Annotated in this window: 23 protein-coding genes and 1 other RNA gene; 7 read left to right on the forward strand and 17 right to left on the reverse strand. The window is 64.1% G+C overall.

Features of this window, described 5'->3' with window-relative positions; genetic code table 11:
• Positions 1-3: 3 nt before the first annotated feature.
• The 16 genes from A6D6_RS01795 to rsmI all read right to left on the reverse strand — a co-directional run bounded on the left by A6D6_RS01795 (position 4) and on the right by rsmI (position 17,260).
• Positions 4-837, reverse strand: coding sequence for a cell division protein FtsQ/DivIB (locus A6D6_RS01795; protein ID WP_236563943.1), 834 nt, complete (start codon positions 835-837; stop codon positions 4-6).
• The gene (locus A6D6_RS01800; protein ID WP_159659861.1) at positions 830-1,792 is read right to left on the reverse strand and encodes a D-alanine--D-alanine ligase; all 963 of its coding nucleotides are present in this window, start codon (positions 1,790-1,792) and stop codon (positions 830-832) included. Before A6D6_RS01800 ends, A6D6_RS01795 begins: the two co-directional genes overlap by 8 nt.
• Positions 1,792-3,243, reverse strand: a complete 1,452-nt coding sequence (gene murC / locus A6D6_RS01805; RefSeq protein ID WP_133491478.1) for a UDP-N-acetylmuramate--L-alanine ligase — start codon at positions 3,241-3,243, stop codon at positions 1,792-1,794. The genes A6D6_RS01800 and murC overlap by 1 nt, the downstream gene beginning before the upstream one ends.
• Positions 3,233-4,300, reverse strand: a complete 1,068-nt coding sequence (gene murG, locus A6D6_RS01810; protein ID WP_159659750.1) for an undecaprenyldiphospho-muramoylpentapeptide beta-N-acetylglucosaminyltransferase — start codon at positions 4,298-4,300, stop codon at positions 3,233-3,235. The genes murC and murG overlap by 11 nt, the downstream gene beginning before the upstream one ends.
• On the reverse strand, positions 4,297-5,451 hold the full coding sequence (gene ftsW, locus A6D6_RS01815) for a putative lipid II flippase FtsW (RefSeq protein ID WP_236563944.1): 1,155 nt from the start codon (positions 5,449-5,451) through the stop codon (positions 4,297-4,299). The genes murG and ftsW overlap by 4 nt, the downstream gene beginning before the upstream one ends.
• The gene (gene murD / locus A6D6_RS01820) at positions 5,444-6,769 is read right to left on the reverse strand and encodes a UDP-N-acetylmuramoyl-L-alanine--D-glutamate ligase (RefSeq protein WP_159659751.1); all 1,326 of its coding nucleotides are present in this window, start codon (positions 6,767-6,769) and stop codon (positions 5,444-5,446) included. Before murD ends, ftsW begins: the two co-directional genes overlap by 8 nt.
• A 2-nt stretch (positions 6,770-6,771) precedes the next feature.
• The gene (gene mraY / locus A6D6_RS01825; protein ID WP_133491481.1) at positions 6,772-7,854 is read right to left on the reverse strand and encodes a phospho-N-acetylmuramoyl-pentapeptide-transferase; all 1,083 of its coding nucleotides are present in this window, start codon (positions 7,852-7,854) and stop codon (positions 6,772-6,774) included.
• Positions 7,855-9,186, reverse strand: coding sequence for a UDP-N-acetylmuramoyl-tripeptide--D-alanyl-D-alanine ligase (locus A6D6_RS01830; RefSeq protein WP_159659752.1), 1,332 nt, complete (start codon positions 9,184-9,186; stop codon positions 7,855-7,857).
• Entirely contained in the window at positions 9,183-10,655 is a 1,473-nt protein-coding gene (locus A6D6_RS01835; protein WP_159659753.1) for a UDP-N-acetylmuramoyl-L-alanyl-D-glutamate--2,6-diaminopimelate ligase, read from the reverse strand. Before A6D6_RS01835 ends, A6D6_RS01830 begins: the two co-directional genes overlap by 4 nt.
• A complete protein-coding gene (locus tag A6D6_RS01840; RefSeq protein ID WP_236563945.1) occupies positions 10,652-12,391 on the reverse strand; it encodes a peptidoglycan D,D-transpeptidase FtsI family protein in 1,740 nt (579 codons plus the stop codon). The genes A6D6_RS01835 and A6D6_RS01840 overlap by 4 nt, the downstream gene beginning before the upstream one ends.
• Positions 12,388-12,651: a cell division protein FtsL gene (gene ftsL, locus A6D6_RS01845; RefSeq protein ID WP_022995231.1), complete on the reverse strand. Its 264-nt coding sequence runs from the start codon at positions 12,649-12,651 to the stop codon at positions 12,388-12,390. Before ftsL ends, A6D6_RS01840 begins: the two co-directional genes overlap by 4 nt.
• Positions 12,651-13,568 carry a 16S rRNA (cytosine(1402)-N(4))-methyltransferase RsmH gene (gene rsmH / locus A6D6_RS01850; RefSeq protein WP_159659754.1) on the reverse strand — a complete coding sequence of 306 codons (918 nt, stop codon included), beginning with the start codon at positions 13,566-13,568 and terminating at the stop codon, positions 12,651-12,653. Before rsmH ends, ftsL begins: the two co-directional genes overlap by 1 nt.
• A gap of 17 nt (positions 13,569-13,585) precedes the next feature.
• Positions 13,586-14,029 (reverse strand): division/cell wall cluster transcriptional repressor MraZ, encoded by a 444-nt coding sequence (mraZ, locus tag A6D6_RS01855; RefSeq protein ID WP_063142472.1) that lies wholly within the window; start codon positions 14,027-14,029, stop codon positions 13,586-13,588.
• A gap of 335 nt (positions 14,030-14,364) precedes the next feature.
• Positions 14,365-15,177 carry an oxygen-binding di-iron domain-containing protein gene (locus tag A6D6_RS01860; protein WP_133491486.1) on the reverse strand — a complete coding sequence of 271 codons (813 nt, stop codon included), beginning with the start codon at positions 15,175-15,177 and terminating at the stop codon, positions 14,365-14,367.
• Between the two features lie 630 nt (positions 15,178-15,807).
• An RNA gene (gene rnpB / locus A6D6_RS01865) (RNase P RNA component class A) lies at positions 15,808-16,165 on the reverse strand.
• Positions 16,166-16,405: 240 nt separating this feature from the next.
• The gene (rsmI, locus tag A6D6_RS01870) at positions 16,406-17,260 is read right to left on the reverse strand and encodes a 16S rRNA (cytidine(1402)-2'-O)-methyltransferase (protein WP_159659755.1); all 855 of its coding nucleotides are present in this window, start codon (positions 17,258-17,260) and stop codon (positions 16,406-16,408) included.
• 129 nt (positions 17,261-17,389) lie between these two features.
• Here rsmI and A6D6_RS01875 point away from each other — a divergent pair, with 129 nt between their 5' ends.
• The 7 genes from A6D6_RS01875 (at position 17,390) to A6D6_RS01905 (ending at position 24,655) form a co-directional block, all read left to right on the forward strand.
• A complete protein-coding gene (locus tag A6D6_RS01875; protein ID WP_159659756.1) occupies positions 17,390-19,189 on the forward strand; it encodes a penicillin-binding protein activator in 1,800 nt (599 codons plus the stop codon).
• Positions 19,190-19,193: 4 nt separating this feature from the next.
• The gene (locus tag A6D6_RS01880) at positions 19,194-19,565 is read left to right on the forward strand and encodes a YraN family protein (RefSeq protein WP_133491490.1); all 372 of its coding nucleotides are present in this window, start codon (positions 19,194-19,196) and stop codon (positions 19,563-19,565) included.
• Complete coding sequence (locus A6D6_RS01885; protein WP_133491491.1) at positions 19,562-20,149, forward strand: phosphoheptose isomerase; 588 nt, start codon at positions 19,562-19,564, stop codon at positions 20,147-20,149. Before A6D6_RS01880 ends, A6D6_RS01885 begins: the two co-directional genes overlap by 4 nt.
• Positions 20,149-20,718: a BON domain-containing protein gene (locus tag A6D6_RS01890; RefSeq protein WP_159659757.1), complete on the forward strand. Its 570-nt coding sequence runs from the start codon at positions 20,149-20,151 to the stop codon at positions 20,716-20,718. Before A6D6_RS01885 ends, A6D6_RS01890 begins: the two co-directional genes overlap by 1 nt.
• A 173-nt stretch (positions 20,719-20,891) precedes the next feature.
• Complete coding sequence (locus tag A6D6_RS01895; RefSeq protein WP_133491493.1) at positions 20,892-22,451, forward strand: AMP-binding protein; 1,560 nt, start codon at positions 20,892-20,894, stop codon at positions 22,449-22,451.
• 142 nt (positions 22,452-22,593) lie between these two features.
• On the forward strand, positions 22,594-23,379 hold the full coding sequence (locus A6D6_RS01900) for an SDR family NAD(P)-dependent oxidoreductase (protein WP_133491494.1): 786 nt from the start codon (positions 22,594-22,596) through the stop codon (positions 23,377-23,379).
• Positions 23,380-23,449: 70 nt separating this feature from the next.
• Positions 23,450-24,655 carry an MFS transporter gene (locus A6D6_RS01905; RefSeq protein WP_159659758.1) on the forward strand — a complete coding sequence of 402 codons (1,206 nt, stop codon included), beginning with the start codon at positions 23,450-23,452 and terminating at the stop codon, positions 24,653-24,655.
• 198 nt (positions 24,656-24,853) lie between these two features.
• Here A6D6_RS01905 and A6D6_RS01910 read toward each other — a convergent pair whose 3' ends face one another.
• On the reverse strand, positions 24,854-26,848 hold the full coding sequence (locus A6D6_RS01910) for an LTA synthase family protein (protein WP_159659759.1): 1,995 nt from the start codon (positions 26,846-26,848) through the stop codon (positions 24,854-24,856).
• Between the last annotated feature and the right edge of the window lie 43 nt (positions 26,849-26,891).

Below are 26,891 nucleotides of genomic sequence, written 5' to 3' on the forward strand. Positions count from 1 at the left end.
CCGTTATACTTTGCCCGCCCGGCGGGCGGATGCCGCTTGCGCGTCCTGGTCATCCCGCCAGGTGACCGCCACGCCATCGGCGTAGCGCAGATCCACCCGGGCCACGCCGCGACTGTCGGTGCTCAGCACCCCGCGGTACAACCGCACGAAACGGCGCAGCTTGTTCACGTACTGTTCCCGGTCCACCACCAACTGCATGTTGTTATTCAGGGTCAGACGGGCGGTGAGACGCGCGTTCACCTCCATCCGTTCAATCCCCAGGCCAATGTCGCTGAGCAACTTGGCCATGCTGTGGTAGTAGCTCATTACTTCGTCGAGCCGCTGTTCCGGTCCGTTCAGGCGCGGCAGTCCGGTCAGGTCGTACTGCTTCAATGCCTTGAACGGTTCACCGGTGCTGGAAACCAGCAGGGTCTCGTTCCATACCGCCACCGGCTCGCGCTCGGTGACGGTGAGCACCACGGTATCCGGCCACTGGCGCCGCACCGAGACATCCGCCACCCAGCTCAGTTCCCGCGCCTGGTCGTAGATACGATCCAGCGGCGCGGTAAAGTAGTTGGCGTCACGCACCAGGGTGGCCAGCTTGGTCTGCACCTGTTGCTGACGGCGGACGTCGGTGACCCCGTCCACGCCGACTTTGCGTACCGGATAGTGGTCCAGCACCCGTGGCAGATAAATCACGCCGCCCACCAGCACCGCCGCCACCAGGGCCACCAGCACCGCTGGCACCGCCGCCGCCAGGCGCTCGCGCAGCGGTACCCGGGGCGTCTTGCGCCGGACGCTGGAAGCACCACGGGAACGCGGTTGCGCTCCCTTTTGACGGCGAGGCGCCTTAGCCACGGCGTTTACCTCCTTTGCGCGGCGGGAACCGGTCCACCGCGTCCAACAGAATCCGCGCCACCAGAATCGGGAACTCATCACCGGCGGCACGGGCGGCCATCGGCACCAGGCTGTGGTCGGTCATGCCGGGCACCGTGTTCACCTCAAGCAACTGCCAGCGCCCTTGCTCATCGCGCATCACATCGACGCGGCCCCAGCCCTGGCAGCCCACCACCTTGAAGGCGCGCAGCGACAGTGCCCGAAGCTCGTTCTCGTCCTCGTCACTGAGCCCCGCCGGGCACAGATACTCGGTGCTGTTGGACTGATACTTGGCCTCATAGTCATAGAACTGATTCGGCGTCTTCAGCCGGATCGCCGGCAGCACCTGTTCACCAACCACGGAGACGGTGTATTCGGGGCCGTTGACCCAGGCTTCCACCAGCACCTCGCTGTCATACTGGCGAGCGTCATCCAGCGCCTTGCGCAGTTGGGTTTCGTCCTCCACCTTGGCCATGCCGATGGAGGAGCCTTCATGGGCCGGTTTCACCATCAGCGGGAAACCCAGTCTGGCCAGCGCCTCGCCGTCATCGTCCGCGCCCACCAGATGGAAAGCCGGAGTGGGCAAGCCAACACCTTTCCACAGCCATTTGGTGCGCACCTTGTCCATGCCGATGGCCGAGGCCATGACTCCGGAGCCGGTGTACGGCACACCGAGATGTTCCAGCACACCCTGAATCACACCGTCCTCGCCGCCGCGGCCATGCAGCGCGACAAAGGCCACATCGAACCCCTTGAGGGTTTCCACGCCCACTTCCGAGGGGTCCACCAATTCGGCGATCAATCCCAGCTGGCGCAGGGCCTGATGCACCTCGGCGCCACTTTTCAGGGATACCGGGCGCTCGGCCGAGCTGCCACCGGCCAGCACCGCCACCCGACCGATGCGTGCCAATCGTTGTTTCATGGCGTTATCGATCATCATGACCGTTCTCCTCTCACCCGCTCAGCCAGGTCCCGCGCGATCGTGCCCACGTTACCGGCCCCCTGGGTCACCAACAGATCACCGTCGCGCAGCAGGTTCTCCAGCAGGTCGGGCAGTTTCGCCGGATCGTCGACGAACACCGGCTCCACCTGGCCGCGCTGCCGGATGCTGCGGCACAGGGCCCGGGCATCAGCGCCGGGAACCGGCTCCTCGCCAGCGGCATACACTTCCAACATCAGCAATACATCCACCCGCGACAGCACCTCGACGAAATCCTCGTAAAGGTCCTGGGTCCGCGTATAACGGTGCGGCTGAAACAGCATCACCAGCCGCCGTCGCGGCCAGCCTTCGCGGATCGCCGCCACGGTGGCGGCCACTTCCCGGGGGTGGTGACCGTAATCGTCCACCAGCGTGGCGCTGCCTTCCTGGCAGGGGTATTCGCCAAGCACATCGAAGCGCCGCCCCACTCCGCTAAAGCCGTTCAAGGCACGCACGATGGCCTCATCCGAGGCCCCTTCATCGCTGGCCACGGCAATCGCCGCCAACGCATTCAGAATGTTGTGACGCCCGGGCATGTTCAGGGTGATTTCCAATGGCTCACCCTCCGCGCGCACCACCCGGAAGCGGGTGCTCATGCCATGGGCGCTGACCGCTTCGGCGCGCAGATCCGCGTCCTCGGCGAAGCCGTAACGAATCACCTGCCGGTTGACCCGCGGCAACAGACGGCGCACCACCGGATCATCGACGCACATCACCGCCACGCCGTAGAACGGCAGGTTGTGGAGAAACTCAATGAAGGTGTTCTCCAGGCGGGCGAAATCACCGCCGTAGGTGTGCATGTGATCGGCATCGATGTTGGTGACAATGGCGCTCATCGGCTGCAGGTGCAGGAAGCTGGCGTCGGACTCGTCCGCTTCGGCCACCAGATAACGGCTCTGTCCCAACCGGGCGTTGGTGCCGGCACTGTTGAGACGGCCGCCGATAACAAAGGTCGGGTCCAGTCCGGCCTCACCGAGAATCGCCGCCACCATGGAGGTGGTGGTGGTCTTGCCGTGCGTGCCGGCCACCGCGATGCCGTGACGGAAACGCATCAGCTCCGCCAGCATCTGCGCTCTCGGCACCACCGGGACGCGCAACTCGTGGGCCCGTGCCACTTCCACGTTATCCGTGCTCACCGCGGTGGAGGTCACCACCACGTCGGCGTCTTCGATGTTCTCGGCGCGATGGCCAATGTCCACGCGCACACCCAACCGGCGCAGGCGCACCACCACCGGCGATTCCTTGATATCACTACCGCTGACCTGATAGCCCTGGTTGGCCAGTACTTCGGCGATACCGCACATCCCGGCGCCGCCGATGCCGACGAAATGGATGCCGCGGATACGCCGCATCTCCGGCACCACATGGCTGTTGGCGGCCTGGTTACTGGCGGCGGCGTTATCGGCCATCGGCTACCTCCTCACAAAGTCGGGCCACTCGCTGCGCGCTGTCGGCGATGGCCAGCTGACGGGCACGGCAGGCCAGTTCCGCCAGCGCATCCCGTTCGGTCATGCCGGCCAGACTGCGCGCCAGCGCGCTGGCGTTCATATCCCGCTGCGACAGCATCAGGGCGGCGCCGCGATCCACCAGCCAGTTGGCGTTCAGGGTCTGATGGTCGTCCACCGCCGTCGGCAGCGGCACGAACAACGCCGCCACACCGGCGGCGGCCACTTCCGCCACGGTCAGAGCGCCGGCGCGGCACACCACCAGATCGGCCCAGTCGTAGGCCTGAGCCATGTCATCGATGAACTCGGTCACCGTGGCGTTGAGGCCCAACGCCTTGTACACCGGCCGGGCCTCATCGGCGCGGCCCCGGCCGCATTGGTGGCGCACTTCCAGATGCGGCCCCAGCGCGGCCAGCAACAGCTCCGGCAAATCCTGGTTAAGGGCCAGAGCGCCCTGACTGCCCCCCAGCACCAGCACCCGCAGTGGGCCTCGCCGGCTGGCATAGCGCTGGGCCGGATCGTTCAGCCCGGTGATTTCCTCGCGTACCGGATTACCCACCCAGATGGCACCGGGCATGGCACCCTCGAAACCTTCCAATACCTGATCGCTGAACCGGGCCAGCAACCGGTTGGTCATCCCCGGCACCGCGTTTTGCTCGTGGATCACCAGAGGCACGCCACACAGCCGGGCGGCGATGCCGCCAGGCGCACTGACGAAACCGCCGAACCCCACCACCAGCAGCGGCCGCTCACGGCGAATAACGGACCGGGCCTGCCACACCGCGCGGATCAGTTGCAGCGGACCAATCAACTTGCGTTTGAGGCCACCACCGCGCAGCCGGCCCACGCCCAGGGTCGCCACCGGGAAACCGTGGCGCGGCACCAGACGTGTTTCCATGCCATCCTCGGCGCCCAGCCAGAGGATGCGATAGCCAGCGGCCTGCAGTTGCTCTGCCACGGCCAGGGCGGGGAAAACGTGGCCACCGGTACCGCCGGCCATGATCAGGATGGTCCCGCTCATCGCTTCGCCCTCCCCCGCGCTTGCAGTTCCTGCTGCTCCGCGCTGGCGCGCAATACCAGCGCCACCATCACCGCGGAGATCACCAGCGAGGAACCGCCATAACTGACAAAAGGCAAAGTCAGCCCCTTGGTGGGCAGGACACCCATATTCACTCCCAGATTGATGAACGCCTGGGCGCAGAACACGAAGGCGATGCCGTAAACCACATAGGCGTGGTAGAGGAAGCCCCGCTGTTCCAGAGTGTGGCCGATACGGAATACGCGCCAGCCAAGCAGGCCGAAGCCGAAAATCAACAGCAGGGTACCGAACAGCCCCCACTCCTCGGCCAACACCGCGAAAACGAAATCGGTGTGCGCTTCCGGCAGGTAAAACAGCTTCTGCACGCTGTTGCCCAAGCCAACCCCGAACCAGTTGCCGCGGCCAAAAGCGATCAGGCTCTGCGTCAGCTGGTATCCGGACCCGTATTGATCCGCCCAGGGATCAAGAAAACTCATCAGCCGCGCCACCCGATAGGGTTCCGCCACGGCCACCAATGCCGCCAGGCCCACCGCCACCAGTCCGATCAACAGGAACCGCAGGGTCGGCACGCCGGCCAGAAACAACATGCCCATGGTGGTGATACCCAGGACCACCACGGCGCCGAAATCCGGCTCCAGCAACAACATGAAGGTCAGCAATCCCAGCACCCCCAGCGGCGCGAAAAAGGCCTTCCACTGGGTTTCCAGTTCCGCCTTGCGCTGTGCCACATAGCCGGCCAGATAAAGCACGAAACACAGCTTGACGATCTCGGAGGCCTGAATCGTCATACCCGGCAGCGCGATCCAGCGCGTGGAGCCGTTCACTTCACGGCCCAGACCAGGGACGAACACCAGAACCAGCGCCACCACCGCCACCGGCAGCATGGCGAAGCGCAGCCGCTCCAGCAGTGCCAGCGGCACGCAGCAGTACACGGCGGCGCCGATGCCCAGGCTGATCAACAGATAAGTGCCATGGCGGATGCCGTAATAGAACGGGTTATCCAGCCGGGTTTCGGCGATCTGCAGCGAGGCGGACGTCACCATCACCAGCCCCACCAGCGTCAGACCGATCGCCGACCACATCAAAACCTGATCGAGCTGCCCGGCCCGCGGGCGCATCAGCACACTAGCCATGGCTCACCTCCCGGGCATGACGGGCGAAATCATCGCCGCGTTCGGTGTAGCCGCTGTACATGTCGAAGGAGGCGCAGGCCGGCGACAGCAGCACGGCGTCACCGGGCTGGGCCAGTTGCCGCGCCCGTGTCACCGCCTCGGCCATGGTCTCGATCCGTTCACGAGGCACGCCGATCAGACCGTCCGCCACCTTGTCCGCGTCTTCACCGAGCAGCAGCGCCGCGCGCAGGTATTGCCGGGCCGGCTCCGCCAGCGGAGAGAAATCCTGCCCCTTGCCCTGCCCGCCGGCGATCAGAATCACCTTGCCGTTGATGGCTTCGCCAATACCGGTCAATGCCGCCAGCGTGGCGCCCACATTGGTGGCCTTGGAATCATTGAACCAGCGCACATCACCGGCTTCCGCCACCTTCTGGCAGCGATGAGGCAGGCCCTGGAAGGCACAGACCGTGGCCAGTGCGGTTTCCCGTTCCAATCCCAAAGCGTCGGCCATGGCCAGCACCGCCAACACATTCATGGCGTTGTGATGGCCGGTAAGCGTCAGCTGGTCCAGCGTCAACAGGATCTCGCCCTTGTAAAGCAGCGCGTTGCGATCGCTGTCGAGCCGATAATCCGCTTGCGGGTGACTGCCAAAGGTCACTTCCCTCGGCACCGGCACCTGAGGACGGGTGGCCACGTCATCGCGATTCCAGACGGCTACCTGGCAACCGTCGTAAATGCGCTGCTTGGCGGCCAGGTAGTCACTGAAGCGGTTATAGCGATCCAGATGGTCCTGGGACACATTGAGGATGGTGGCCACCTGGGCGTTCAGACTGTAGGTGGTCTCCAGTTGGAAGCTGGACAGCTCCAGCACGTACAGACCGGCATCGCTGGCCAACAGATCCAATGCCGGGATGCCCAGGTTGCCACCCACTCCCGGCTGACGGCCGCAGGCCTCGGCCACTTCCCCGAGCAGCGTGGTGACGGTGCTCTTGGCATTGGAACCGGTGATCGCCACCAGCGGGCGGCTGGCGGCACGGGCGAACAGTTCGATGTCGCCGATCACTTCCTTGCCTTCCGCGATCCGCGCGGCAATGGCCGGGGTGGAAATCGCCACGCCAGGGCTGACGATCAGACGGCGGGCACGTTCCATCCAGCCTTTCTTGAAACCGCCGGTATGCACCTTCAGCTTGGGAAATTCCGCGTGCAGGTCATCCAGGCCCGCCGGAGCCGGGCGGGTGTCGAGAGCGCGCACGGCCATACCCTGCCCCTGCAAATAGCGGAGCACGGAGCGGCCGGAAACACCCAGGCCAATGACCAGATCAAACGCGTCCTTCGTCATCCTTACCTCAGTTTCAGGGTCGCCAGACCCACCAGTACGAGCATTACGGTAATAATCCAGAACCGGACGATGATTTTCGGCTCCGGCCACCCCTTCAGTTCAAAGTGGTGGTGAATCGGTGCCATGCGGAAAATGCGCCGGCCGGTGAGCTTGAACGACGCCACCTGCAGCATCACCGACACGGTCTCCATCACGAACACGCCACCCATGATGAACAGCACGATTTCCTGGCGGACGATCACCGCCATCACGCCGAGCACCGCGCCCAGAGCCAGCGCCCCCACATCGCCCATGAATACCTGGGCCGGATAGGCGTTGAACCAGAGAAAGCCCAGTCCCGCGCCACACAGACCAGCGACGATCACCACCAGTTCGCCGGCCCCGGCGATATAGGGGATCTGCAGATAGGTTGCGAACTCGGCGTGGCCGCTGGCGTAGGCGAAAATGCCCAGCGCCGCCGCCACCAGCACGGTGGGCATGATCGCCAGCCCGTCCAGGCCGTCGGTCAGGTTCACCGCGTTGGAGGTGCCGTTGATGACGAAGTAAGTCAGCACCACGTAGAACCAGCTCAGGTTGATGGCCACGTTCTTGAAGAACGGCACGATCAGTTGCGTTTCCGCCGGGCTCTGCGCGGTGAAGAACAGCACCAGGGCCGCGCCCAATGCCCCCACCGATTGCCAAAAGTACTTCCAGCGCGCCGGCAGGCCGCGCGGGTTCTTTTCAATCACCTTGCGCCAATCGTCCACCCAGCCGACGGCACCGAACACCACCAGCACGCCCAGGGTCACCCAGACGTAGCGATTGGACAGGTCCGCCCACAGCAACGTCGCCACGGCGATGGAAACCAGAATCAGGCCGCCGCCCATGGTCGGCGTGCCAGCCTTGCTCAGATGGCTCTTCGGGCCGTCGTCCCGGATCGCCTGGCCGACCTGTTTTTCCTGCAGTTTGCGAATCATCACCGGCCCGATCCAGAACGCCAGGAACAGCGCGGTGAGCACCGCCATGATGGCGCGCAGGGTGATGTACTGGAAAACCAGGAATCCGCTGTACAGGCTCGATAGATTCTCCGCCAGCCAAAGCAGCATTTAGTGTCCCCCCTTGAGTTCTTCAAGCCGGTGCACCACAAGCTCCATGCGGGCAGTGCGTGAGCCTTTCACCAATACCGTGCCGCCGGCATCAAGAGCGGCGCCGGCGCGCGCGGCGGCGTCTTCATGGTCCGCCGCCGGAACAGCGCCTTCGCCGAAGCCCGCCGCGGCGGCTTCCGCTCCCGGCATAACGATCAAAAGATCCAGGCCCCGGGCCGCTTCCTCGCCCAGGGCACGCATGATCTCGTCGGCGCCGGGCCCCAATTCCCCCAAAGCCCCCAGCACCAGGGTTCGCGGCGCCGGCCGGTCGGCCAGCCAGCGCATCGCCGCCCGCACCGACCCGGGGTTGGCGTTGTAGGTGTCGTCCACCAACAGCCCGCCACCCAGCTTCTTCAGGTTCATCCGCCCCGGCACCGGACTCAGCGACTGCCAGCGGTCGATCACATCAGCCAACTCAATCCCCAGGGCACTGACCGCGCCCAGGGCAAGCAAGGCGTTCTGGATCTGATGGACGCCGGCCAGCGGCACCCGCACCGGCAACCCCTGAGGCATCAGCCGGAAACGGACTTCGCTGTCGTCCAGGACCACGTCCTCGGCACGCAACGCGCCGTCCGCGCCGCCGACACGAATCACGTTCAAGCCTTGATTGATGGCCTCCCCGGCGAAGAAGTCGGCGAAGCCATCGTCGTTGTTGATCACCGCGGTGGCGCCCGCCGCGCAGCCGGAGAAGATTTCCGCCTTGGCGCGGGCGATGCCCTCCATGGTGCCGAAGCCCTCCAGATGGGCGCCGGTCACATTGGTGATCAATACCACCCGGGGCCGTACCAACGAGCTGGTCCAGGCAATTTCGCCCGGCGCATTGGCGCCCAGTTCAATGACCGCCTGGCGCACCCGGTCATCGAACCTCAACAACGTCAACGGCACACCGATGTCGTTGTTGAGATTGCCCCGGGTCGCCAGGGTCCCTTCACCCAGCAGCGCGGCGATCATTTCCTTCACCGTGGTCTTGCCGGCGTTGCCGGTCACCGCCACCCGGGGAACCGGGAATCCGGCGGCGTAACCCGCGGCCAGCAGGCCCAGACCACGGCGCGAATCCGCCACCATCACCTGGGACTCGAAAACGTCCTGATCCGCCTCCACCAGCGCGGCCACGGCGCCGGCTTCGCGGGCCTGCTCCAGGAAGGCGTGGCCGTCGAAACGCTCGCCACGCAGCGCCACGAACAAAGCGCCGTCGGACAATTGCCGGGTATCGGTGGATACCTCGCTGATATTCCGGTCGGCGCCGCGCAACACGCCACCGGTCCATTCACTGATCCGCGACAGACGCATCATGCCTGTCCTCCCCGGCGCGCCAGCGCCGCCCGGGCCAGGGCCCGGTCGTCCATGGGATAACGATGTCCGGCCACTTCCTGATAACGCTCATGGCCTTTGCCCGCGATCAGCACCACATCCCCGGCCTCGGCTTCGGCAATGGCCCTGGCCACGGCTTCCGGCCGGTCGCTCAGACATAACGCGCCTTGCGGTTGGTTCATGCCAGCGCGGATCTGCTCGATGATGCCTTCCGGCGCCTCGTTGCGCGGGTTGTCACTGGTGAGCACCACGCGGTCGGCCAGTTTTTCCGCCACCGCGCCCATCAGCGGGCGCTTACCAGTGTCACGGTCACCGCCGCAACCCACCACGCACCACAGGCGGCCGGGGAAGTGGCCGCGAACGCCGCTCAGGGCCTTCTCCAGGCCGTCCGGCGTGTGGGCATAATCCACCACCACCACCGGCTGCCCCGGCTGGCACAGCGACTCCATCCGTCCCGGGACCGGCGTCAGCGCACCCAGTCCCTGACTCAACACGTCGTTGTTCCAGCCCAATCCGTGCAATACCCCGGCCACCGCCATTACATTGCTTAAATTAAAGTCGCCATAAAGCGGCAGGCGCAGGGACAGCGACTCGCCGCCCACGCTCAAGACCAGTTCCATGCCTTCCGGCAGGGCGCGGTGTTCCAGACAACGAACGGTGGCGCCGTCGGTGGATCCGAATGTCACGCAACGCACGCCGTCATCAAGGCTGGCCACCAGCGTGGAGGCCGCGTCGTCATCGCTATTGATCACCGCCATGGACAGACCCGGACGGGTGAACAAAGAGCGCTTGGCGTTCAGATAGGCGTCCATGCTGCCGTGGTAATCCAGGTGATCGCGGCTGAGATTGCTGAACACCGCGCAGGGCACCCGGGTATCCCCCAGACGCCCCTGGTCCAGAGCGTGGGAGGACACCTCCATGGCAACGTAATCCGCGCCTTTTTCCCGCAAACCGTGCAGCGCCGATTGCAGGGTGATCGGATCCGGCGTGGTGTGGCCGGTATCCTCCTCGCTCCCTTTGAGCCCCACGCCCAAGGTGCCGATCAGACCACAGCGATGGCCGACGGCATCCAGAGCGTCGCGCAGGAACCAGGTAATACTGGTTTTGCCATTGGTGCCGGTCACTCCGACAATCTGCATTTGATCGGCGGGGCAACCGTGGAAACGCGCCGCCAGGGTACCAATCCCGCGGCCGAGACCGGGAATGGCGATGCGCGGTACCGCGCCACTCTGGTCAATAGTGAAGGCGTCGCCTTCCTCCAGGATGGCCGCGGCTCCGGCCTCGATGGCGGCACCGATGTAACCGCGACCGTCGGTACGGAATCCGGGCACCGCCAGGAACACATCACCGCAGCGCACCGCCCGGCTATCCAGTCGCAACGCCATAACCGGCAAGCCGGCCAGGTCGGCCGGCAATGCCAGGTCGGTCAGCAATTGGCCCAGGGTGATCATGTGCGACCCTCCCCGTCCGGCTCGCCGGCGATCACGCCTTCCGGTTTGTCCGGCGGCACGTGCATGGCGCGCAGAGCGCCACCGACGATGGTGGAGAACACCGGCGCCGCCACCAGACCGCCGTAGTAGGCGCTTTGGTCCGGGTCATCGATCACCACCACGGCGGCAATGCGCGGGTTGGTGGCCGGTGCCAGGCCGGCGAAGATGCCCTGGTAACGGTGTTCGGCGTAGCCGGTGGCGGTCAGCTTGTGCACCGTGCCGGTTTTGCCGGCCACCTGGTAACCGGGGATACGGGCCCGCCGGGCGGTACCCAGTTGACCCACCACGGTTTCCAGCATATCGACGATGGCATGGGCGGTGTCCGCGCCAATCACCCGCTCGCCCTGGGGCACCTCATCCACCTTGATCATGGACAGCGGCACGCGGCGCCCCTGATTGCCCAGGATGGCGTAGGCCTGCGCCAGCTGCAGGGCGGTCACGCTGACACCATAGCCATAAGACAACGCCGCCCGCTCCACATCGCGCCACTTGGCGCGGATCGGCAGCACCCCGCCGCTCTCGCCGGGGAAGCGTACACCGGTGGGCTGGCCGAACCCGAACCGCTCGAGCATGGCCGGCAGCACCTGCTGGTCCATGGAAAGCGCCAGTTTGCTGGTGCCGACGTTGGAGCTCTTGGTCAGCACCGTGGTCACATCGATGACGCCATAATCACGGTGATCGCGAATGGTTTTCGGCCCCACGCGCAGATAGCCCGGGTGGGTGTTGATGGCGGTGGCGGGGGTCACCATGCCCTGTTCCAGGGCCGCGGCCACGGTGAACGGTTTCACCGTGGAGCCGGGCTCGAACAGGTCGGTAACGGCCCGGTTGCGCAGGCTGGAAGTATTGATGCCCTTGCGGTTATTGGGGTTGTAGCCCGGTTGGTTGACCATGGCCAGCACCTCGCCACTCTTCACATCCAGCACCACCACCGAACCGCCAGTGGCGCCAAAGCGATGCACCGCGGACATCAGTTCCTTGTAGGCCAGATACTGCAACCGCAAATCCAGGCTCAGCGTGACGTCCTTGCCCGGACGCGCCGGTTCGATCAGCTCGATGTCCTGAATAACCCGCCCGAGCAGATCCCTCACCACTTTCTTGCGACCCGGGGCGCCGGTGAGCTGCTTGTCGAAGGCCAGTTCCACGCCTTCCTGGCCCTGCTCATCGATATTGGTGAAACCAACCACATGGCTGGTTACTTCACCGGCCGGGTAGTAACGGCGGTATTCGGTCAGCGAATAGATACCCGGTACACCCAGCGACAGCACCGATTCCGCCTGTTCCGGTGCCAGCCCCCGGGCCAGATAGATGAATTCGCGGCCGGAGTGCGCTTTCACGCGCCGGGCGAAATGCGCCCGGTCAATGATCGAGTTGCCGCTCAGCTTGGACCACTGCTGCTGATTCTCCATTGCTTCCTGGGGATTCGCCCACAGGGTCACCACCGGGGTGCTGACCGCCAACGGCCGGCCGTTGCGATCACGAATCACACCCCGATTGGCGGCCAGGGGCTCCACCCGCAGATTACGGATATCCCCCTGGTGCGCCAGAAAGTCGTGCTCGACCACCTGCAGATCCACCGCCCGCACCACCAGCACGCCGGCACACACCAACCAGAACGCCAGCACCAGGTGCCAGCGTCTGCCGGTCCAGCGCTTGCTGGCGACCGGTTTGCGTGTCGCTTTACGTTTGGTGGCGCTCATGGCCGTGTCAACACTCGCTCATCGGTGGTCGGGACTTTCATGCCCAGCTTTTCTCTGGCCAGGCTCTCCACCCGGGCATAACTGCCCCAGGTACTGTGTTCCAAAAGCAACTGCCCCCATTGGGTCTCCAGTTGCGCCTGGCGCCGCTGCAGCCGCTGACTCTCATCGGTCAGGCGACGCGCCTCGTGCACCGTATAACTGACGGCCAGTGCCGACCCCACTACCAGGATCAGCAACGGCCAATGCAGCCAGCGGGCCATCAGGCCACCCGCTCCGCCACGCGCAGCACCGCGCTGCGGGCGCGCGGGTTGTACCGCACTTCTTCCTCGTTGGCACGCCGGGCTTTACCCAGCGGTCGCAGCCGCTGTGGCGTTTCCTCACCCAGCGGCAATCCACCCCGCCCCCGGGGCGCCATGCCGGACTGGTCGCGAATAAACAGCTTCACCAGCCGGTCTTCCAAAGAATGGAAGCTGATAACGGCGAGCGTCTCGAGCGTTTGTGCCAGAGTCGCTTCCAGCGCCTCCAACTCCCTGTTGATGTGGATGCGCAGGGCCTGGAAGCTGCGCGTCGCCGGGTGCTTGCCCGGATCGCCCTTGCCCAGCACCGACTCGATCAGATCGGCCAGTTGCCGGGTGGTCCGCAACGGCGCCTCCTGGCGGCGCGCGACGATGGCGCGGGCAATACGCCGTGACTTGCGCTCCTCGCCGAAGCGATACAACACATCGGCGATGTCCTTTTCCTCGGCGCGGGCCAGCCAGTCGGCCACGCTTTCACCACTGCCCGGATCCATGCGCATGTCCAGAGGACCATCGCGCAGAAAACTGAACCCGCGACTGGCGTCGTCCAACTGCGGCGAGGACACGCCCAGGTCCAGCAACAGACCGTCAATCGGCCGCCCGGCCTGCCTCACCAGTTCCGGCAGACAGTCAAAACGGCCGGCATGGATACGGAACCGGGAATCTTCCGCCGCCAGTTGCTCACCGGTGGCCACCGCTTGCGGGTCACGGTCCACGCCGGTCAGACGCCCGGCGGGGGACAACAGCGACAACAGCGCGCGGCTGTGACCACCGCGGCCAAAAGTGCCGTCCACATAGAAGCCGTCGTCCCGCGTGAACCACATTCCCAGTACCTCCTCCAGCATCACCGGCTGGTGTGCGTACTGCTTCCCGTTGTTCATGCCATGACCTCTCGGCGTCAGAACGACAGAGCCTGCACGCTCTCGGGCATGGCTTCCTGGTCCAGGTTCTGCTGTTCGAGTTCGTTCCAGGTGTCTTCGGCCCAGATTTCAAAGCGGTGCAGCAGACCCACCAACATGGCGCGCTTCTCCAGCCCGACCACGTCCCGCAGCTCCGGCGGCACCAGCAGACGGCCGTTGCCGTCCATGTCCATTTCCACCGCCTGACCAAGGAACCGGCGTTTCAATGCGCGGACCTGGGCATGGGCATCACTCTGCGCGGCCACCTGGCGGGCGATCTCGCGCCACTCGGGAAACGGATACATCACCAGACAGGCGTCATAGGGGTGCTGAGTAAGCACAACGCGTCCACCGCAAGCGCTGTTCAGCGGCTCACGGTAGCGCGTCGGCACGGTCAGCCGACCTTTTGCATCCAGATTGAGCGCGGTACGCCCATTGAACACTGGCCTTCCCCTTTGATGTCGGCCCTTTCTATGTCGAAGCATCGGGAGCGGTCATCCGTCCCACTTCGCCACACCGGATGAAGCCTTTTTCCCACTTCATCCCACTTTTCACCACATTGCGACACTCTATGGCCAGCGCTTTTCTCAAGTCAAGTTTCACGACATTGGTGAATGTAAAAGAAATTCCTTGAAAATCAGTTTGTTAGCTGTGTCACACTGAAAGGGGAATAAAGGAGGGGAAATTGGTTCTGAAACTAATCAGACAGCTGCGCCGTGGAGCTGAGAAAGCACTTTAAGTGTTAGACCGTTTTAAAATATAAAAAATAATTTAAATTCTATTTAGTTCTATTTGGGTGAGCGCCAACTCTCTCGGGAAGCCGGTAATGCTCCATCCCCATCAAATCAGGGCCACATTCCAACCGTTCCAGCCAATCCAGAAAGCGCCCAATGATGACCGGAGAGGCAAAATAGCCTCCGTGCTGCGGCACGATCATTGCCGGATTCAGCTCCCGCACCATGCGCACCCAGTAGCGGCAAGCACGATTGCCAGCCATATAGCGACGGTGAAAGCCGGCCATGGCGGGAATGTGGTCCTCGAAGCGGCGCACCTCGCCTTCCTCTCCGCCCAGGGAGGCGCCGATGTCCCCGGAAAACAGGATGCGGCTGACCGGATCGTAAAAGCTGAAATTGCCCACCGAATGCAGGAAGTGGGCGGGCAAGGCCCACAGCTCCGAATCCGCGAACGGCAACACCGCCCCCTTATCCGGCAGCGCCAGAATCCGCTCCTGCCACTGCTCCCCCACCCGCGAGGTAACAAAGGTGGACGCCAGGTGGGGCAGAAACCGCGACCATAACCGGGACACCGCTACCTTGCAGTGCGAATGCAACATCCAGCGCGGCAGCGAGGCGATGATATCCGGGTCCTGGTGGGACGCCAGAATATAGGTGAGGTCACGCAGGTTGAGATGGCGGCTCAATTCGATGGTCAGAGGGGTATAGGTAAGATCGCCGCCGGGATCAATCAGCGCGCCCTGCTCGCCGTGGCGAATGGCGAACTGATTGGCCTGCACGCCTTCACCCTGGACCAGATCATGAAATCTGGCCACCACGTGATCCCCCTGCTGGAACAGAATATCCGCCCGCGTCATCGCGCCCCCTTGATGCAAGTCAAGTATTTTGCATAGATGGCGGCGAGACATTCTTGACCCACATCAAGACCCGCCCAGGACAGGGTCTGATAGTGGTCATAAAAAAACGCCGGGAACCATTAGTGTCCCACCATCCGCTGGCACGCTGACACGCAACACGCCGGCACGCCAAACCCAAGGCCCGCTTACCGGCCTTGGGGACACCAATTCAAAGCAACCCCGTCATGCCGGACTTGATCCGGCATCTCCTTCCACGAAGCCATGCGCCTTGTAGAGGAGATCCCGGGCCACACAACGGTGCTTAAAGCACCATTTGGACGCCCCACAGGGCGCCCCGAAGGGGGAGTTCAATGGTCTTAAGCCATGGAACGCTCCACCCCGGGATGCCCGAGTGGTTTCAAAGCGTGTTGGCGTGCCAGCGTGTTGCATGTTAGCGGTCCGTTCCAGCGTCCTGCCTCACACAGCCATGGACACCTCGGAGAACCCGCAAGACCCTCGGTCACAGTCAACCGAAGGACTCTTTTTTCTTTTCACTGCCGTTGATTCGAAGCTGGGCATTCCAGAGATTGAGGAGTGTCGCCAGAAAAGGGAAAGGAAGACTTCCCGCTATTCCGCGATAAGCCAAAGAATAAGGTGGGCCGGTCGATAAGCCGGGTTCTGTCGTGGGCAGCCATTCATCTGGGATCCCCGTCACCGAGGACCTCTAGCGACCTACCCGGATCCAGCGCGGGCCACGCCATCGGATCCCTATTTGGTCTTGCTCCGGGTGGGGTTTACCCTGCCACCGCTGTTACCAGCGGCGCGGTGCGCTCTTACCGCACCTTTTCACCCTTACCCGTCCCCGAAGGAACAGGCGGTATATTTTCTGCGGCACTGGCCGTAGCCACACCGTCACCAGTGTGACCCCCAGGCGTTACCTGGCACCCCGCCCTGTGGAGCCCGGACTTTCCTCCAGCGGTTTCCCGCCAGCGGCTGCCTGACCGACCCGGGCGCAGCATAATGGATTCAGTTGACAGTTGATAGTGGACAGTTGACAGCGAAAAACAAAAAAACAGGAGATCCTTAGCCGCTGCGGGAAGCTTGCTTGCAAGCGAATATCGCTAAGCGCCTGAGTGAACCCCATTCGCTTGCAAGCAAGCTTCCCACGGAAAAGGCATGAATCGACTTTGTTGATACGCAAATGAATTTTGCATCTTCGCATCTCCTTTCCGCTGTCAACTGCCCACTATCAACTGTCAATTGTCTCCAAGTAGCTGTACAGCGCCTGCCGCTTGAGCCCGGTATGGGCGGCCAGCACGCGGGCGGCGCGGGACAGGGGCAGTTCTTCCAGCAAGGCCCGGGCCAGGGCCCGGTCGCGCTCACTGAGCAGGTCGCTTTGCCGCGCCGGGCCCAGCACCAGCACCAGTTCCCCGCGCTGCTGGTCCTTGTCGGCACGCACCCATTCCAGCACCTCCGCGACCGGTCCCCGGCGTACCGTTTCGAAGCGTTTGGTCAGCTCCCGGCACAGGGTCAGTTCCCGCTCCGGCGCCACTTTTGGCGCCAGCGCCTCAAGCAGGGACAGCACCCGATGAGGCGCTTCATAGATGATGGTCGTCAGGTCCGCGGCGGCCAGCCGTTCCAAAACCCGTTCCCGGGCGGCGCCCTTGGCCGGTGGAAAACCTTCGAACAAAAAGCGATCGCTGGGCTGGCCGGCCACCGCCAGCGCCGCCAGCAACGCCGAAGCTCCGGGAATCGGCACCACCATCACCCCCGCATCCTGGCAAGCCCGCACCAGACGGTAGCCCGGATCACTGACCAGCGGCGTGCCGGCATCGCTGATCAATGCTCCGTTTTCACCATCGGCCAGCCGCGCCACCAGATCCGGAGTGCGCTGCTGTTCATTGTGGTCGTGGCAGCTGATCAGGCGAGCGGAGATTCCCAATTGCTGCATCAGCCCCTGGCTATGCCGGGTGTCCTCGGCGGCCACCCAATCCACTTCCTGTAACACCTGGATGGCGCGCCGGGAAATATCGTCCAGATTACCGATCGGTGTGCTGACTACGTATAGGCAGCCCGCGTCGGCGGCGTCGGAGGGTCGGGTCATTTTACGTGCTCTGTCTCACTGATAGGGCAAGAGAGGGGGCGCGCAGCGCCGCCAGGGGTTATTCGCGAGTCGGAAAGTGCCTACAATACCGGCTCCATTCCCGCAGTAGCAAAGGGTTATCCCATCGTCATGGAATTGAGACCGATCAGATGGGCCGCGTTGCTGGTGATTCTCACCATCACCGGCTGCGCCCAGACACCAGGGGCATATCAACGCAGCGGCACCCCCGCCATGGACACGGCTCCCGCCCGTGAAGCCCCCTCCAGCACCGAGACCGCCAGGCAGCGCCTTGGTGATCTGGCGGATCCGGCGCGGACCGACACCGCCCTTTCCTGGGCCAGCTATTATCTGGTCAACGACCGGGCCCAGGAGGCCAGCGACGTGCTGGACCTGGTGCGCGGCGGCGCCCAGAGCATGGATCAGCGTTTCCGCTGGTTGCAGTTGAGCGCCCAGGCCCTGCTCGGCCAGCGCCAACCACAACCGGCGCTGGATCTGCTCGACAGCTACCAGGGGGATATCCGTTCCATGCCCGCGGATCAGCAGGCACGTCTTGCTTTGCTGCACGCGGACGCCCTCGCTCTCAACGACAATCTGATGGAAAGCCTCAAGGAGCGAGTGGAAATCCAGCCGCGTCTGGGGCGTTCCGACCGCGCCTACAACCAGGACATGACCTGGCAGGCGCTGCTGCGTGTACCACGCAATCAATTGCAGCAGGAAGCCGAAGGCGCCAGCGGTGATCTGCTCGGCTGGCTGGAACTGGCGGACATCTACCGCGACGCCCAGGCCGGTCTCGACGATCAGGTGGCGCGAATGAATGACTGGCAGCAACGCTGGCCACGGCACCCGGCCCAGGCGCGGTTGCCCGAGACGCTCAACGCCATGCGCAGCGCCGCGCAGGAACGGCCGGCCCGGGTCGCGGTTCTGCTGCCGGAAAGCGGCCCTCTCTCCTATGCCGGCAACGCGCTCCATGATGGCCTCATGGCCGGCTATTACCTGGCCCGGGACAATGGCGACTACACCCCCGAGCTACGTTTCTACGATACCGCCGACGCCAATGCCGCCCAGGTCTATCAGCAGGCGGTGATGGACGGCGCGCAATTCGTGATCGGTCCGCTGGCCAAGGACCAGGTGGCCGCCATCGATGCGCTCGGCACTCCGCCGGTTCCCACTCTGGCGCTGAACTACCTGGACGATGGCGGCAGCGGCCTGTATCAGTTCGGCCTGGCGCCGGAAGACGAAGCGCGCCAGGTGGCCCGCGACGGTTACGCCGCCGGCGCGGTGAGAGCGGGCGTGCTCTACCCCAACTCGGAGTGGGGCTACCGCGTCGCCGAAGCGTTCACTGATGCCTGGCAGTCACAAGGTGGCTCCATCGTGGTCAGCCGCACCTACGCCGATGACGACATCGGCGGCTCGGTGAAAGCGTTTCTCGGCGAGGCCCGCGGCAATCTCGGTTCCAGCGGCGGCAAGGAATTCCGTCCCCGTGGCCCGGAGGACATGGCGTTTGTGTTCCTGGTCGCCAACGCCGACCAGGGGCGTCAGGTCAAACCGGCCCTGAACTACCACTACGCCCGCTATCTTCCGGTGCACAGTACCTCCTATATTTACGGCGGTATCCCCGACCCGCGCCGCGACCAGGATCTGGACCGGGTCCAGTTCGTGGACATGCCTTGGGTGTTGAATCCGGACCAGCGTCTCGAGGAGATGGCCACGGCGAACTGGCCGGATGGCCACGGCCGCTACACCCGCCTGTTCGCCATGGGCGTGGACGCCTTCCGTCTGCAAGCCCGGCTGCCCATGCTGAACAGCGCGCCAGGCAGCACCCTGTCCGGCGCCACCGGCGTGCTGCATCTGGACGGCCAGCGCGTGGTGCGCGAACTGCAGTGGGCCACGTTCAAAGGGGGCCTGCCCAGCCCACTGCTGACGCCCTGATCCGGTGCTTGGCGCCAGGCGCGGTCAACGGGCGGAGTGGCAGGCCCTGCGCTGGTTGCGGGCGCGGGGTCTGCGCCCGGTAGCGCGGAACTACCGTTGCCGCCAGGGCGAAGTGGATCTGATCATGACCGACCACGACACTTTGGTCTTCATTGAGGTACGCTGGCGCAGCCGCCGCGACTACGGTGGCGCGCTGGCCTCGGTGACCCGCGCCAAACAACGGCGGCTGCACGTCGCCGCCCGTCATTTTCTGGCTCATAATGCCCGCTGGGGCTCCCATCCCTGCCGTTTCGACGTGCTCGGGCTGGAACCGGATGGTGACGGAGAGGTCCGTTACCAATGGGTGCAAAACGCTTTTTACGGAGAAGAAAGATGAGTGTGGATCGCATCAGGCAACTGTTCGCCGAAAGTCTGGAAACCAAGGCGAAAGCCGGGGAAGTGCTCCCCGAGGTGATCGCCATGGCCGGCCAGGTGATGGTGGAGTGCTTGCTCAACGGCGGCAAGATTCTCAGTTGCGGTAACGGCGGTTCCGCCGGCGATGCCCAGCACTTCTCCTCCGAGCTGCTCAACCGCTTCGAAATGGAACGCCCGGCGCTGCCGGCGGTGGCGTTGACCACCGATTCCTCCACCCTGACCTCCATCGCCAACGATTACAGCTACAACGAGATCTTCTCCAAGCAGGTGCGCGCGCTTGGCAACAGCGGCGACGTGCTGTTGGCGATCTCCACCAGCGGCAATTCCGCCAACGTGATCCAGGCGATCCAGGCGGCCCACGACCGTGACATGAAAGTGGTGGCGATGACCGGCCGGGAAGGCGGCGAGATGGTGAACCTGTACGGCCCCCAGGACATCGAGATCCGGGTGCCGGCGCACTCCACCGCCCGTATTCAGGAAGTGCACCTGCTGGTGATCCACGCCCTGTGTGACTTTATTGACCAACAGCTGTTCGGAGGAGCCTGATGCGCGTCACGGGTTTGATCGTGTTGTTGGCCACCCTGCTCACCGCGGGCTGCACCAGCATGACCAAGAACATGTCCGAGGAACCGGTGGATCAGGATCACGGCTCCCGCACCTTCGGGGCGTTCATCGAGGACGGCAACATCGAGCGCAAGGTGAAGATCAATCTGGCCCGCACCAGCGCCGATCTGGACGAATCCCACATTGTCGTGGTCAGTTTCAACGGCAATGTGCTGCTGGCCGGCCAGGTGGCCAGCGAATCCCTGAAAACCCAGGCGGAAAACATCGCCCGCGACGTGCGCCATGTGCGCAACGTTCATAATGAGCTGCGCGTGGCCGGCAACAACTCCGCCATGGCCCGCACCAACGACGCCTGGCTCACCACCAAGGTAAAAAGCCGTCTGGTGCTGAGCGGTGATACCCCCGGCATGCGCACCAAGGTGGTCACCGAAAACGGCGTGGTTTACCTGATGGGGCTGCTTACCCACCAGGAAGCCGACATGGCCGTGCAGAAAGTTCAGAAAGTCGGCGGCGTGCAGAAGATCGTCAAGATCATCGAATACATCGACTAACCGATCCGGGGCGGTGCCACCACCGCCTCCCCCTTCCAAACTCAGTCAAGATTATTGACCGACGCTTCGTCGGTTCCGACGATGCTCACCCGCCGCCACCCTCGCTAACGTAATACACCGACCGATCCGGCTCTCCGCCCGCCACCCGACAACGACAACAACCAGGTGCCTCCATGACCGTCCCGTTGATGACGCTGAAATCCCTGTACACCGGTGCTCTGGCCCGTTTCGCGGACCGCCGCGCGCTGACCATGGAGGGCCGCGACCTCAGTTATGCCGAGTTGCAGCGCGGCAGCTTTCAGGTCGGCAACGCCCTCATCGAGGTCGGCGTCACTCCGGGCACCCGGGTGGCGCTCGCCATGGCCAACTGCCTGGAGTTCGCGGTGGCGGCCCAGGGGGTGATTCAGGCCGGCGCCACGCGGGTGGCGCTGAACAGCATGCTCAGCGACGATGAGGTGCTCTATATTCTGGCCGACTCCAACACCCGGGTGGCCATTGTCGATGCCCAGCGTTTCGAGCTGCTCTCCCGTCACCGTGATCGCTTGCCGGAACTGGAGCAGGTAATCGCACTTGGCCCAGCGAGGGACTGCCCGGAAGGCATGATCCCTTGGGACCACTTCCTCGCCTCCGGCAAACCGGAGTACACCGACGTCAAAGTAACACCGGATGATCTGGCCTTCATTCCCTACACCGGCGGCACCACCGGCAAACCCAAGGGGGTCCTGCACAGCCAGAAGAACATTTACCTGAATCTGCTTTCCCACCAGATGGAGTTGGCACTGCGGGATGACGAGCGCTTCCTGCTCACCTCCCCTCTGCCTCATGCCGCCGGCAGTATTCTGATGGCCGGGCTGCTGAAAGGCGCCACCCATTACATCGAGCCCGGCTTCGATCCGGCCACCGTGATTCGCCGCATCAGCGAGGACAAGGTCACTCTCACCTTCATGGTGCCCACCATGATTTATCGGCTGCTGGACTGGCTGGAGGCCAATCCGGAGCCCCGTCCGGATCTGAGTTCGTTGCGCACCATGCTCTACGGCGCCGCCCCGATCACCGCGGAGCGTCTGACTCAGGGGCTGGAAACCTTCGGTCCGGTGTTCGTGCAATTGTACGGCCAGTCGGAAGCCCCCAACTTCATCACCCGGTTGCGCCGGGAGGATCACAACCCGGCCCATCCGGAGCGGCTGCTCAGTTGCGGCCAGGCCGCGACCATGAGTCAGGTCCGCATCGTCAACGACAAAGGCGAAACGGTGCCGGCGGGAGAAAGCGGTGAAGTGGCGGCCCGCACACCATACAACATGCTCGGTTATCACGGCCTGCCGGAGAAAAGCGCCGAAACGCTGGTGGACGGCTGGCTGCACACCGGTGACATCGGACGGATGGACGCGGACGGGTATCTGTACCTGCTGGACCGCAAGAACGACATGATCATCAGCGGCGGCATGAACGTGTACACCTCGGAGGTGGAGAACGCGATCCAGCCGTATCCCGGTGTTGGCCAGGTGGCAGTGGTGGGCCTGCCCGATTCGGATTGGGGCGAGGCGGTCACCGCGTTCGTGGTCCCCGATACCAGCGCGCCGCTGGATCTTCAGGCGCTGCTGAGCCACTGCAAAGCGGCCCTGTCCAAATACAAGGTCCCCAAGCAGATCCATCTGGTCGACAGCCTGCCGCTCACCGCCTACGGCAAACTGGACAAGAAGGCCCTTCGCCAGCAATGGGCGGCCGATTCCTAGCGCCTGTTCACACCGTGAGCGCTGTATTCGCGAGTAAGCTCGCTTCCCACAAAGGGAACCGCGGAACCGCTGTGGGAAGCTGCCTTGGCAGCGAATTGGCGTGTAGCGCAAACATCGTGAAACCTGCAAGAGAGGTCCAAGCATGAGCAGCCTCACCGAATTGAGCCGCTCTCTGAACGGTGCCCGGGTCCTGGTGACCGGTGGCGCCAGCGGCATGGGACGGGCCACCGCCCGGGTTTTCGCCAGCGAGGGGGCACGGGTGGCCATCACCGATCGCGATCAGGAGGGCGCCGGGCAAGTGGCCAAGGCGATTCAAGACGCCGGTTTCCAGGCACGAAGCTGGGCCCTGGACGTGAGCGACGCCGCCGCGATCGAAGCGATTACCGCCGAGGTGGCCGAAGCCTTCGGCGGCCTGGACATTCTCATCAACAATGCCGGGGTCTCCGGCTTCACCGCCATCTCGTCCCCAGCGGACGACTACGAAGTCACCTGGCACACCTGTCTGTCGATTCTGCTGACCGCGCAGCAGCGGCTGGTGCGTGCCGCCCTGCCCCACCTGCGGCGCTCGGAGCATCCCCGCATCGTCAATATCGCCTCCACCGAAGCCCTCGGCGCCACCGCCGAGAACAGCGCCTATGCGGCGGCCAAGGCCGGCGTCACCGGCCTCACCCGCGCCCTGGCGGTGGAGCTGGGCAAGGAAGGGATCACCGTGAACTGCATCTGCCCCGGCCCCATCGACACCGGCATGACCGCGCGGATCGCGGACGAGCACAAGGCCATTTTCGCCAGACGGCGCACCGCCTTGCGCCGTTATGGCGCCCCGGAAGAAGTGGCGCACATGACCGCCAGCCTGTGCCTGCCGGCGGCGTCCTACATCACCGGCGCGGTGATCCCGGTGGATGGCGGTCTGATGGCCCGCAATGCGTGATGGGCACGGTTGCTTGTTCCGTTGACCACGCCGACCATGCTGATCCGGCCTTACCAGAGTGACGCCCCGAATGCCTCGAACCGACAACCGGCCCAACCCTTTCGTCATGGCCGTGTCCGCCATGCTGGTGGCCCTGGTGGTCATCGTCTTCGCCCGTCTGGCCTACGGCCTGCTGCTGCCGGCCATGCGTGCCGATCTTGGACTGAGCTATCGCCAGGCCGGCGCTCTGGGCACGGTCACCGCTTTGGGTTATCTGCTGTTCGTACTGCTTGGCGGTCTCGCGGCCAGTCGCTGGGGGGCCCGCAATGCGGTGGTGTTCGGGCTGGCGGCGGTGACCCTGGGCTTCGCCGGGCTGGCCGTCGTCGCCGACTACCCGCTGATCGTGGTGCTGATGGCCCTGCTCGGCTTCGGCACCGCGTTTTCCTTCGCGCCCACGGTGTCGTTGCTGGCCACCTGGTACCCGGAGCGACGCGGAACCATGATCGGCTGCATGACCGCCGGCGTTGGCGCGGGGATTTTCTTCATCGGGCTGCTGGTGCCCTGGCTCTCCGATCTTTTCGGCACCAACGGCTGGCGGGTGACCTGGGGCATTTTCGCCGCCGTCGCTGGCGCCGTTTGCTTATTGGTCCTGCTGGCGGTGCGTGATCCCCCCACCGCTGACGACGCCGGCACGACGCGGCCGCCCTCGGCGGATAAATGGCTGATCTACCGGAATCCCCGGGTCATCATCATGGCGCTGGTGTACGGCATCATCGGCATGGTGTACATCACCCAGGCTCTGTTCATGGTCAGCTATGTGGTGGAATCCGGCTTCGACGAAACCATCGCCGGGTGGCTGATGGCAATGATGGGGCTGCTTTCCGTCCTCAGCGGCCCGTTATGGGGATCGCTGTCGGACAGTTGGGGGCGCGGCAATACTCTGAGCCTGGCCATGTCGGTGGTGACCGTTGCCATGGCGCTGCCCCTGGTCGATCAGAGCCTGCCTCTGTTCGTCGCCCATTTCTTCTTCATGGGCTGCGCGGTCAATGGGGTCTTCACCTTGATCCAGGCCGCCAGCACCGATCAAGTGGCACCGCGTTACATTCCCATCGCGTTCAGTTATGTCACTCTGTTCTTCGCTGGCGGGCAGCTGATCGGCCCGGCGGTGGCGGGCTGGCTGATCGAAACAGAGGGCGGTTTCCCGCTCGCCATCGGCTTTACCTGCTTCTGGCTGGTTGTCGGCTTGTACCTGACCCAGCGCATTCGCCGGTTTCCGGCGGACCTGGCGGTGCCCTGAGCGGGGACTTTGGAGGATTTTGCCGTCTATTCGCGGCCAAGGCCGCTCCCACAGCGGCTGCGCAGTCCCCTTGTGGGCTGTGGGAAGCTGGCTTGCCAGCGAATACAGTGTAAGTTCGATCTCAGGGCCTTTCGCTGCCAAGGCAGTCTCCCACAGCGGCTTCGTAATCCGTTTGCGGGAGCAGCCGACGGCGCTTAGCTAAGGCCGGTTATGGTGGAGCATATAGCGCCCCGCCTGATACAGCCCTTCCAGCATTTCCTTGCGCTCTTCGAACACTTCCGGGTGATCGGCGCCGACATCCGCCTCCAGGCGCGGGTCGTCCAGGTCGTAAAGACGGGCGTTGTCTCCGTCGTAGTACATGCTCAGGTGGTAGTCCGAGCCGACCAGACCGATCAGCGGGCGATGCGAGCGGTCACCACCAAAGGTGATGGCGTAGGACAGGCCGTCGGTGTTGAGCAAATCCCGCCCCATGGTGCGGTTCTCATAAGGCAGACCGGCGAGTCCCAAGGCGGTGGGCATGACGTCGACCAGACTTGCCGGACGTTCAACCACCCGGTGCTCGCCCAATACTCCGGGGCCGTAGATGATCAACGGCACATGATGCTTGTCCAGTTGCAGGGATTCGCTGTACCCCATGTGCCGGGATGACCCGGAACGATCATTGTGATCGCCATAGAGAATGAAGATGGTGTTGTCCGCGTAGTGGGATCCAGCCACCAGGTCATTCAGGTAGTAACCGATGTTGTAGTCCAGCAGGCGCACCGCGTTGTACTGATCATTGCCGAGGAAGCTGTGCTGGCGCACTTTATCTTCCGGCGGATTGATCACCTCGAAGTTGGAATCGTCATCGGGAATGGTGAACGGCCGATGATTGCCGGCGGTCTGGATGAAGGCAACGAACGGCTTGTCCGGATCCAACTGGTCCAGGCGCTGGTGGGCGGCCTTGAACAGATCCCGGTCCGAGATGCCCCAGACATCGATGTTGGGGGCATCGTAGTCTCCGGCTTCCCACAACTCCAGATCCTGGATGTTGTTCTTCAATACACCGCGGATATTGGCCCATCCAGCGGAGCCCCCTATGAAGTAAAGGCGCTCGTAGCCCTCGAAGGCATTGACCAGGGTGTACTGGTTGACGATCCGCGGATCCCGGGAGGCGGTGGAGCCGCCCCAGGTAATGTCGGGAATCCCGGTCACCAGGCCAAACACGGTGCGGGCGGTACCACTGGAGGGCACCATGAAATTGGGGAAGAACAGTCCCTCATTACCGAGGCGGTCCAGGTTGGGCGTGGCCTCCATCGGGTTGCCGAACAGCCCCATGCGGTTGGCGCCCATGGATTCCAGGTGAATCAGGACCACATTGGGCGGCCGTTGCGGCGCCTGGCCGGGCACCAACCGGGCGAACGTCATGGTCTCGGGGTCCGGATTGGTCACCCCCAGGTATTCCGCCACCCGCTGGTAGCGCAGCGCCAGCAGCTCGTCATCATGCTCCCGGGTACCGGTGGTGTAGGTGTCGTAAAAGAAGATCGCCGGGTTCAAACCCAGGGATGCCACCTGCAGATTGTTGGAGAAGTAAGCGTCACTCCAACGCAGCGGCACCGTGCCGGTTTGCCCCATGATCCCCAGAGCGTACAGATAAATGCCCAACGCCACGGCGATGGTGCCCCCCAGCCAGCCACGCCCCGGCGCCGCACGGCGCGCGAAAGCGGCAACCGGCTTGCGCCCCAGCCAGGCCCCCACCGCCAGCGCTACCAGTAGCAGCAGTGTCAGCCAGACCACCGGGTAGCTCTCCCACACCATCCGCAGGGAATCCCCCCGGTTGGTCAGGAAACGCAGCACGGAGCTGTTGAGGCGCTCTTCCAGATAGCTGTAGTGGGCGAAATCGGCGATATAAACGAAACAGGCCACGGCGGAGGCCACGGCCAGCCAGGCCACCGCCAGTTTCCGCGCCAGTTGACCGCGGCGCAGACCGAGCAGCCCCGGCAGCAGGCTGAGGATAGCCACCGGCAGAGTGATCAGCAGGGCCAGACGCAAATCAAAGCGAACGCCGATACCAAAAGCGTGCCAGAGCTCTTCCGGCGGCAATTCCAGACCGGACAGGAAGAACCAGAAGAACGCCGCCCTCAGTACCACGAAAACCAGGAAGAACGCGGCAACCAGGCTCAGGATCAATCGCACGCGTGGCGAAAACAGCATACAGGCTCCACAATCAGATACGGGTTATCGGGGGGCGGCGGTG

The organism is Alcanivorax xiamenensis, from assembly GCF_009846745.1.
GTDB classification, from domain to species: domain Bacteria; phylum Pseudomonadota; class Gammaproteobacteria; order Pseudomonadales; family Alcanivoracaceae; genus Alloalcanivorax; species Alloalcanivorax xiamenensis.

Excerpts from the sequence above, each read along its gene's own strand:
- A6D6_RS01800 (WP_159659861.1), bottom strand. The coding sequence starts at position 1,792 with ATGATCGATAACGCCATGAAACAACGATTGGCACGCATCGGTCGGGTG.
- murC (WP_133491478.1), bottom strand. The coding sequence starts at position 3,243 with ATGGCCGATAACGCCGCCGCCAGTAACCAGGCCGCCAACAGCCATGTG.
- murG (WP_159659750.1), bottom strand. The coding sequence starts at position 4,300 with ATGAGCGGGACCATCCTGATCATGGCCGGCGGTACCGGTGGCCACGTT.
- ftsW (WP_236563944.1), bottom strand. The coding sequence starts at position 5,451 with ATGGCTAGTGTGCTGATGCGCCCGCGGGCCGGGCAGCTCGATCAGGTT.
- murD (WP_159659751.1), bottom strand. The coding sequence starts at position 6,769 with ATGACGAAGGACGCGTTTGATCTGGTCATTGGCCTGGGTGTTTCCGGC.
- mraY (WP_133491481.1), bottom strand. The coding sequence starts at position 7,854 with ATGCTGCTTTGGCTGGCGGAGAATCTATCGAGCCTGTACAGCGGATTC.
- A6D6_RS01830 (WP_159659752.1), bottom strand. The coding sequence starts at position 9,186 with ATGATGCGTCTGTCGCGGATCAGTGAATGGACCGGTGGCGTGTTGCGC.
- A6D6_RS01835 (WP_159659753.1), bottom strand. The coding sequence starts at position 10,655 with ATGATCACCCTGGGCCAATTGCTGACCGACCTGGCATTGCCGGCCGAC.
- A6D6_RS01840 (WP_236563945.1), bottom strand. The coding sequence starts at position 12,391 with ATGAGCGCCACCAAACGTAAAGCGACACGCAAACCGGTCGCCAGCAAG.
- ftsL (WP_022995231.1), bottom strand. The coding sequence starts at position 12,651 with ATGGCCCGCTGGCTGCATTGGCCGTTGCTGATCCTGGTAGTGGGGTCG.
- rsmH (WP_159659754.1), bottom strand. The coding sequence starts at position 13,568 with ATGAACAACGGGAAGCAGTACGCACACCAGCCGGTGATGCTGGAGGAG.
- A6D6_RS01860 (WP_133491486.1), bottom strand. The coding sequence starts at position 15,177 with ATGACGCGGGCGGATATTCTGTTCCAGCAGGGGGATCACGTGGTGGCC.
- rsmI (WP_159659755.1), bottom strand. The coding sequence starts at position 17,260 with ATGACCCGACCCTCCGACGCCGCCGACGCGGGCTGCCTATACGTAGTC.
- A6D6_RS01875 (WP_159659756.1), top strand. The coding sequence starts at position 17,390 with ATGGAATTGAGACCGATCAGATGGGCCGCGTTGCTGGTGATTCTCACC.
- A6D6_RS01885 (WP_133491491.1), top strand. The coding sequence starts at position 19,562 with ATGAGTGTGGATCGCATCAGGCAACTGTTCGCCGAAAGTCTGGAAACC.
- A6D6_RS01890 (WP_159659757.1), top strand. The coding sequence starts at position 20,149 with ATGCGCGTCACGGGTTTGATCGTGTTGTTGGCCACCCTGCTCACCGCG.
- A6D6_RS01895 (WP_133491493.1), top strand. The coding sequence starts at position 20,892 with ATGACCGTCCCGTTGATGACGCTGAAATCCCTGTACACCGGTGCTCTG.
- A6D6_RS01900 (WP_133491494.1), top strand. The coding sequence starts at position 22,594 with ATGAGCAGCCTCACCGAATTGAGCCGCTCTCTGAACGGTGCCCGGGTC.
- A6D6_RS01905 (WP_159659758.1), top strand. The coding sequence starts at position 23,450 with ATGCCTCGAACCGACAACCGGCCCAACCCTTTCGTCATGGCCGTGTCC.
- A6D6_RS01910 (WP_159659759.1), bottom strand. The coding sequence starts at position 26,848 with ATGCTGTTTTCGCCACGCGTGCGATTGATCCTGAGCCTGGTTGCCGCG.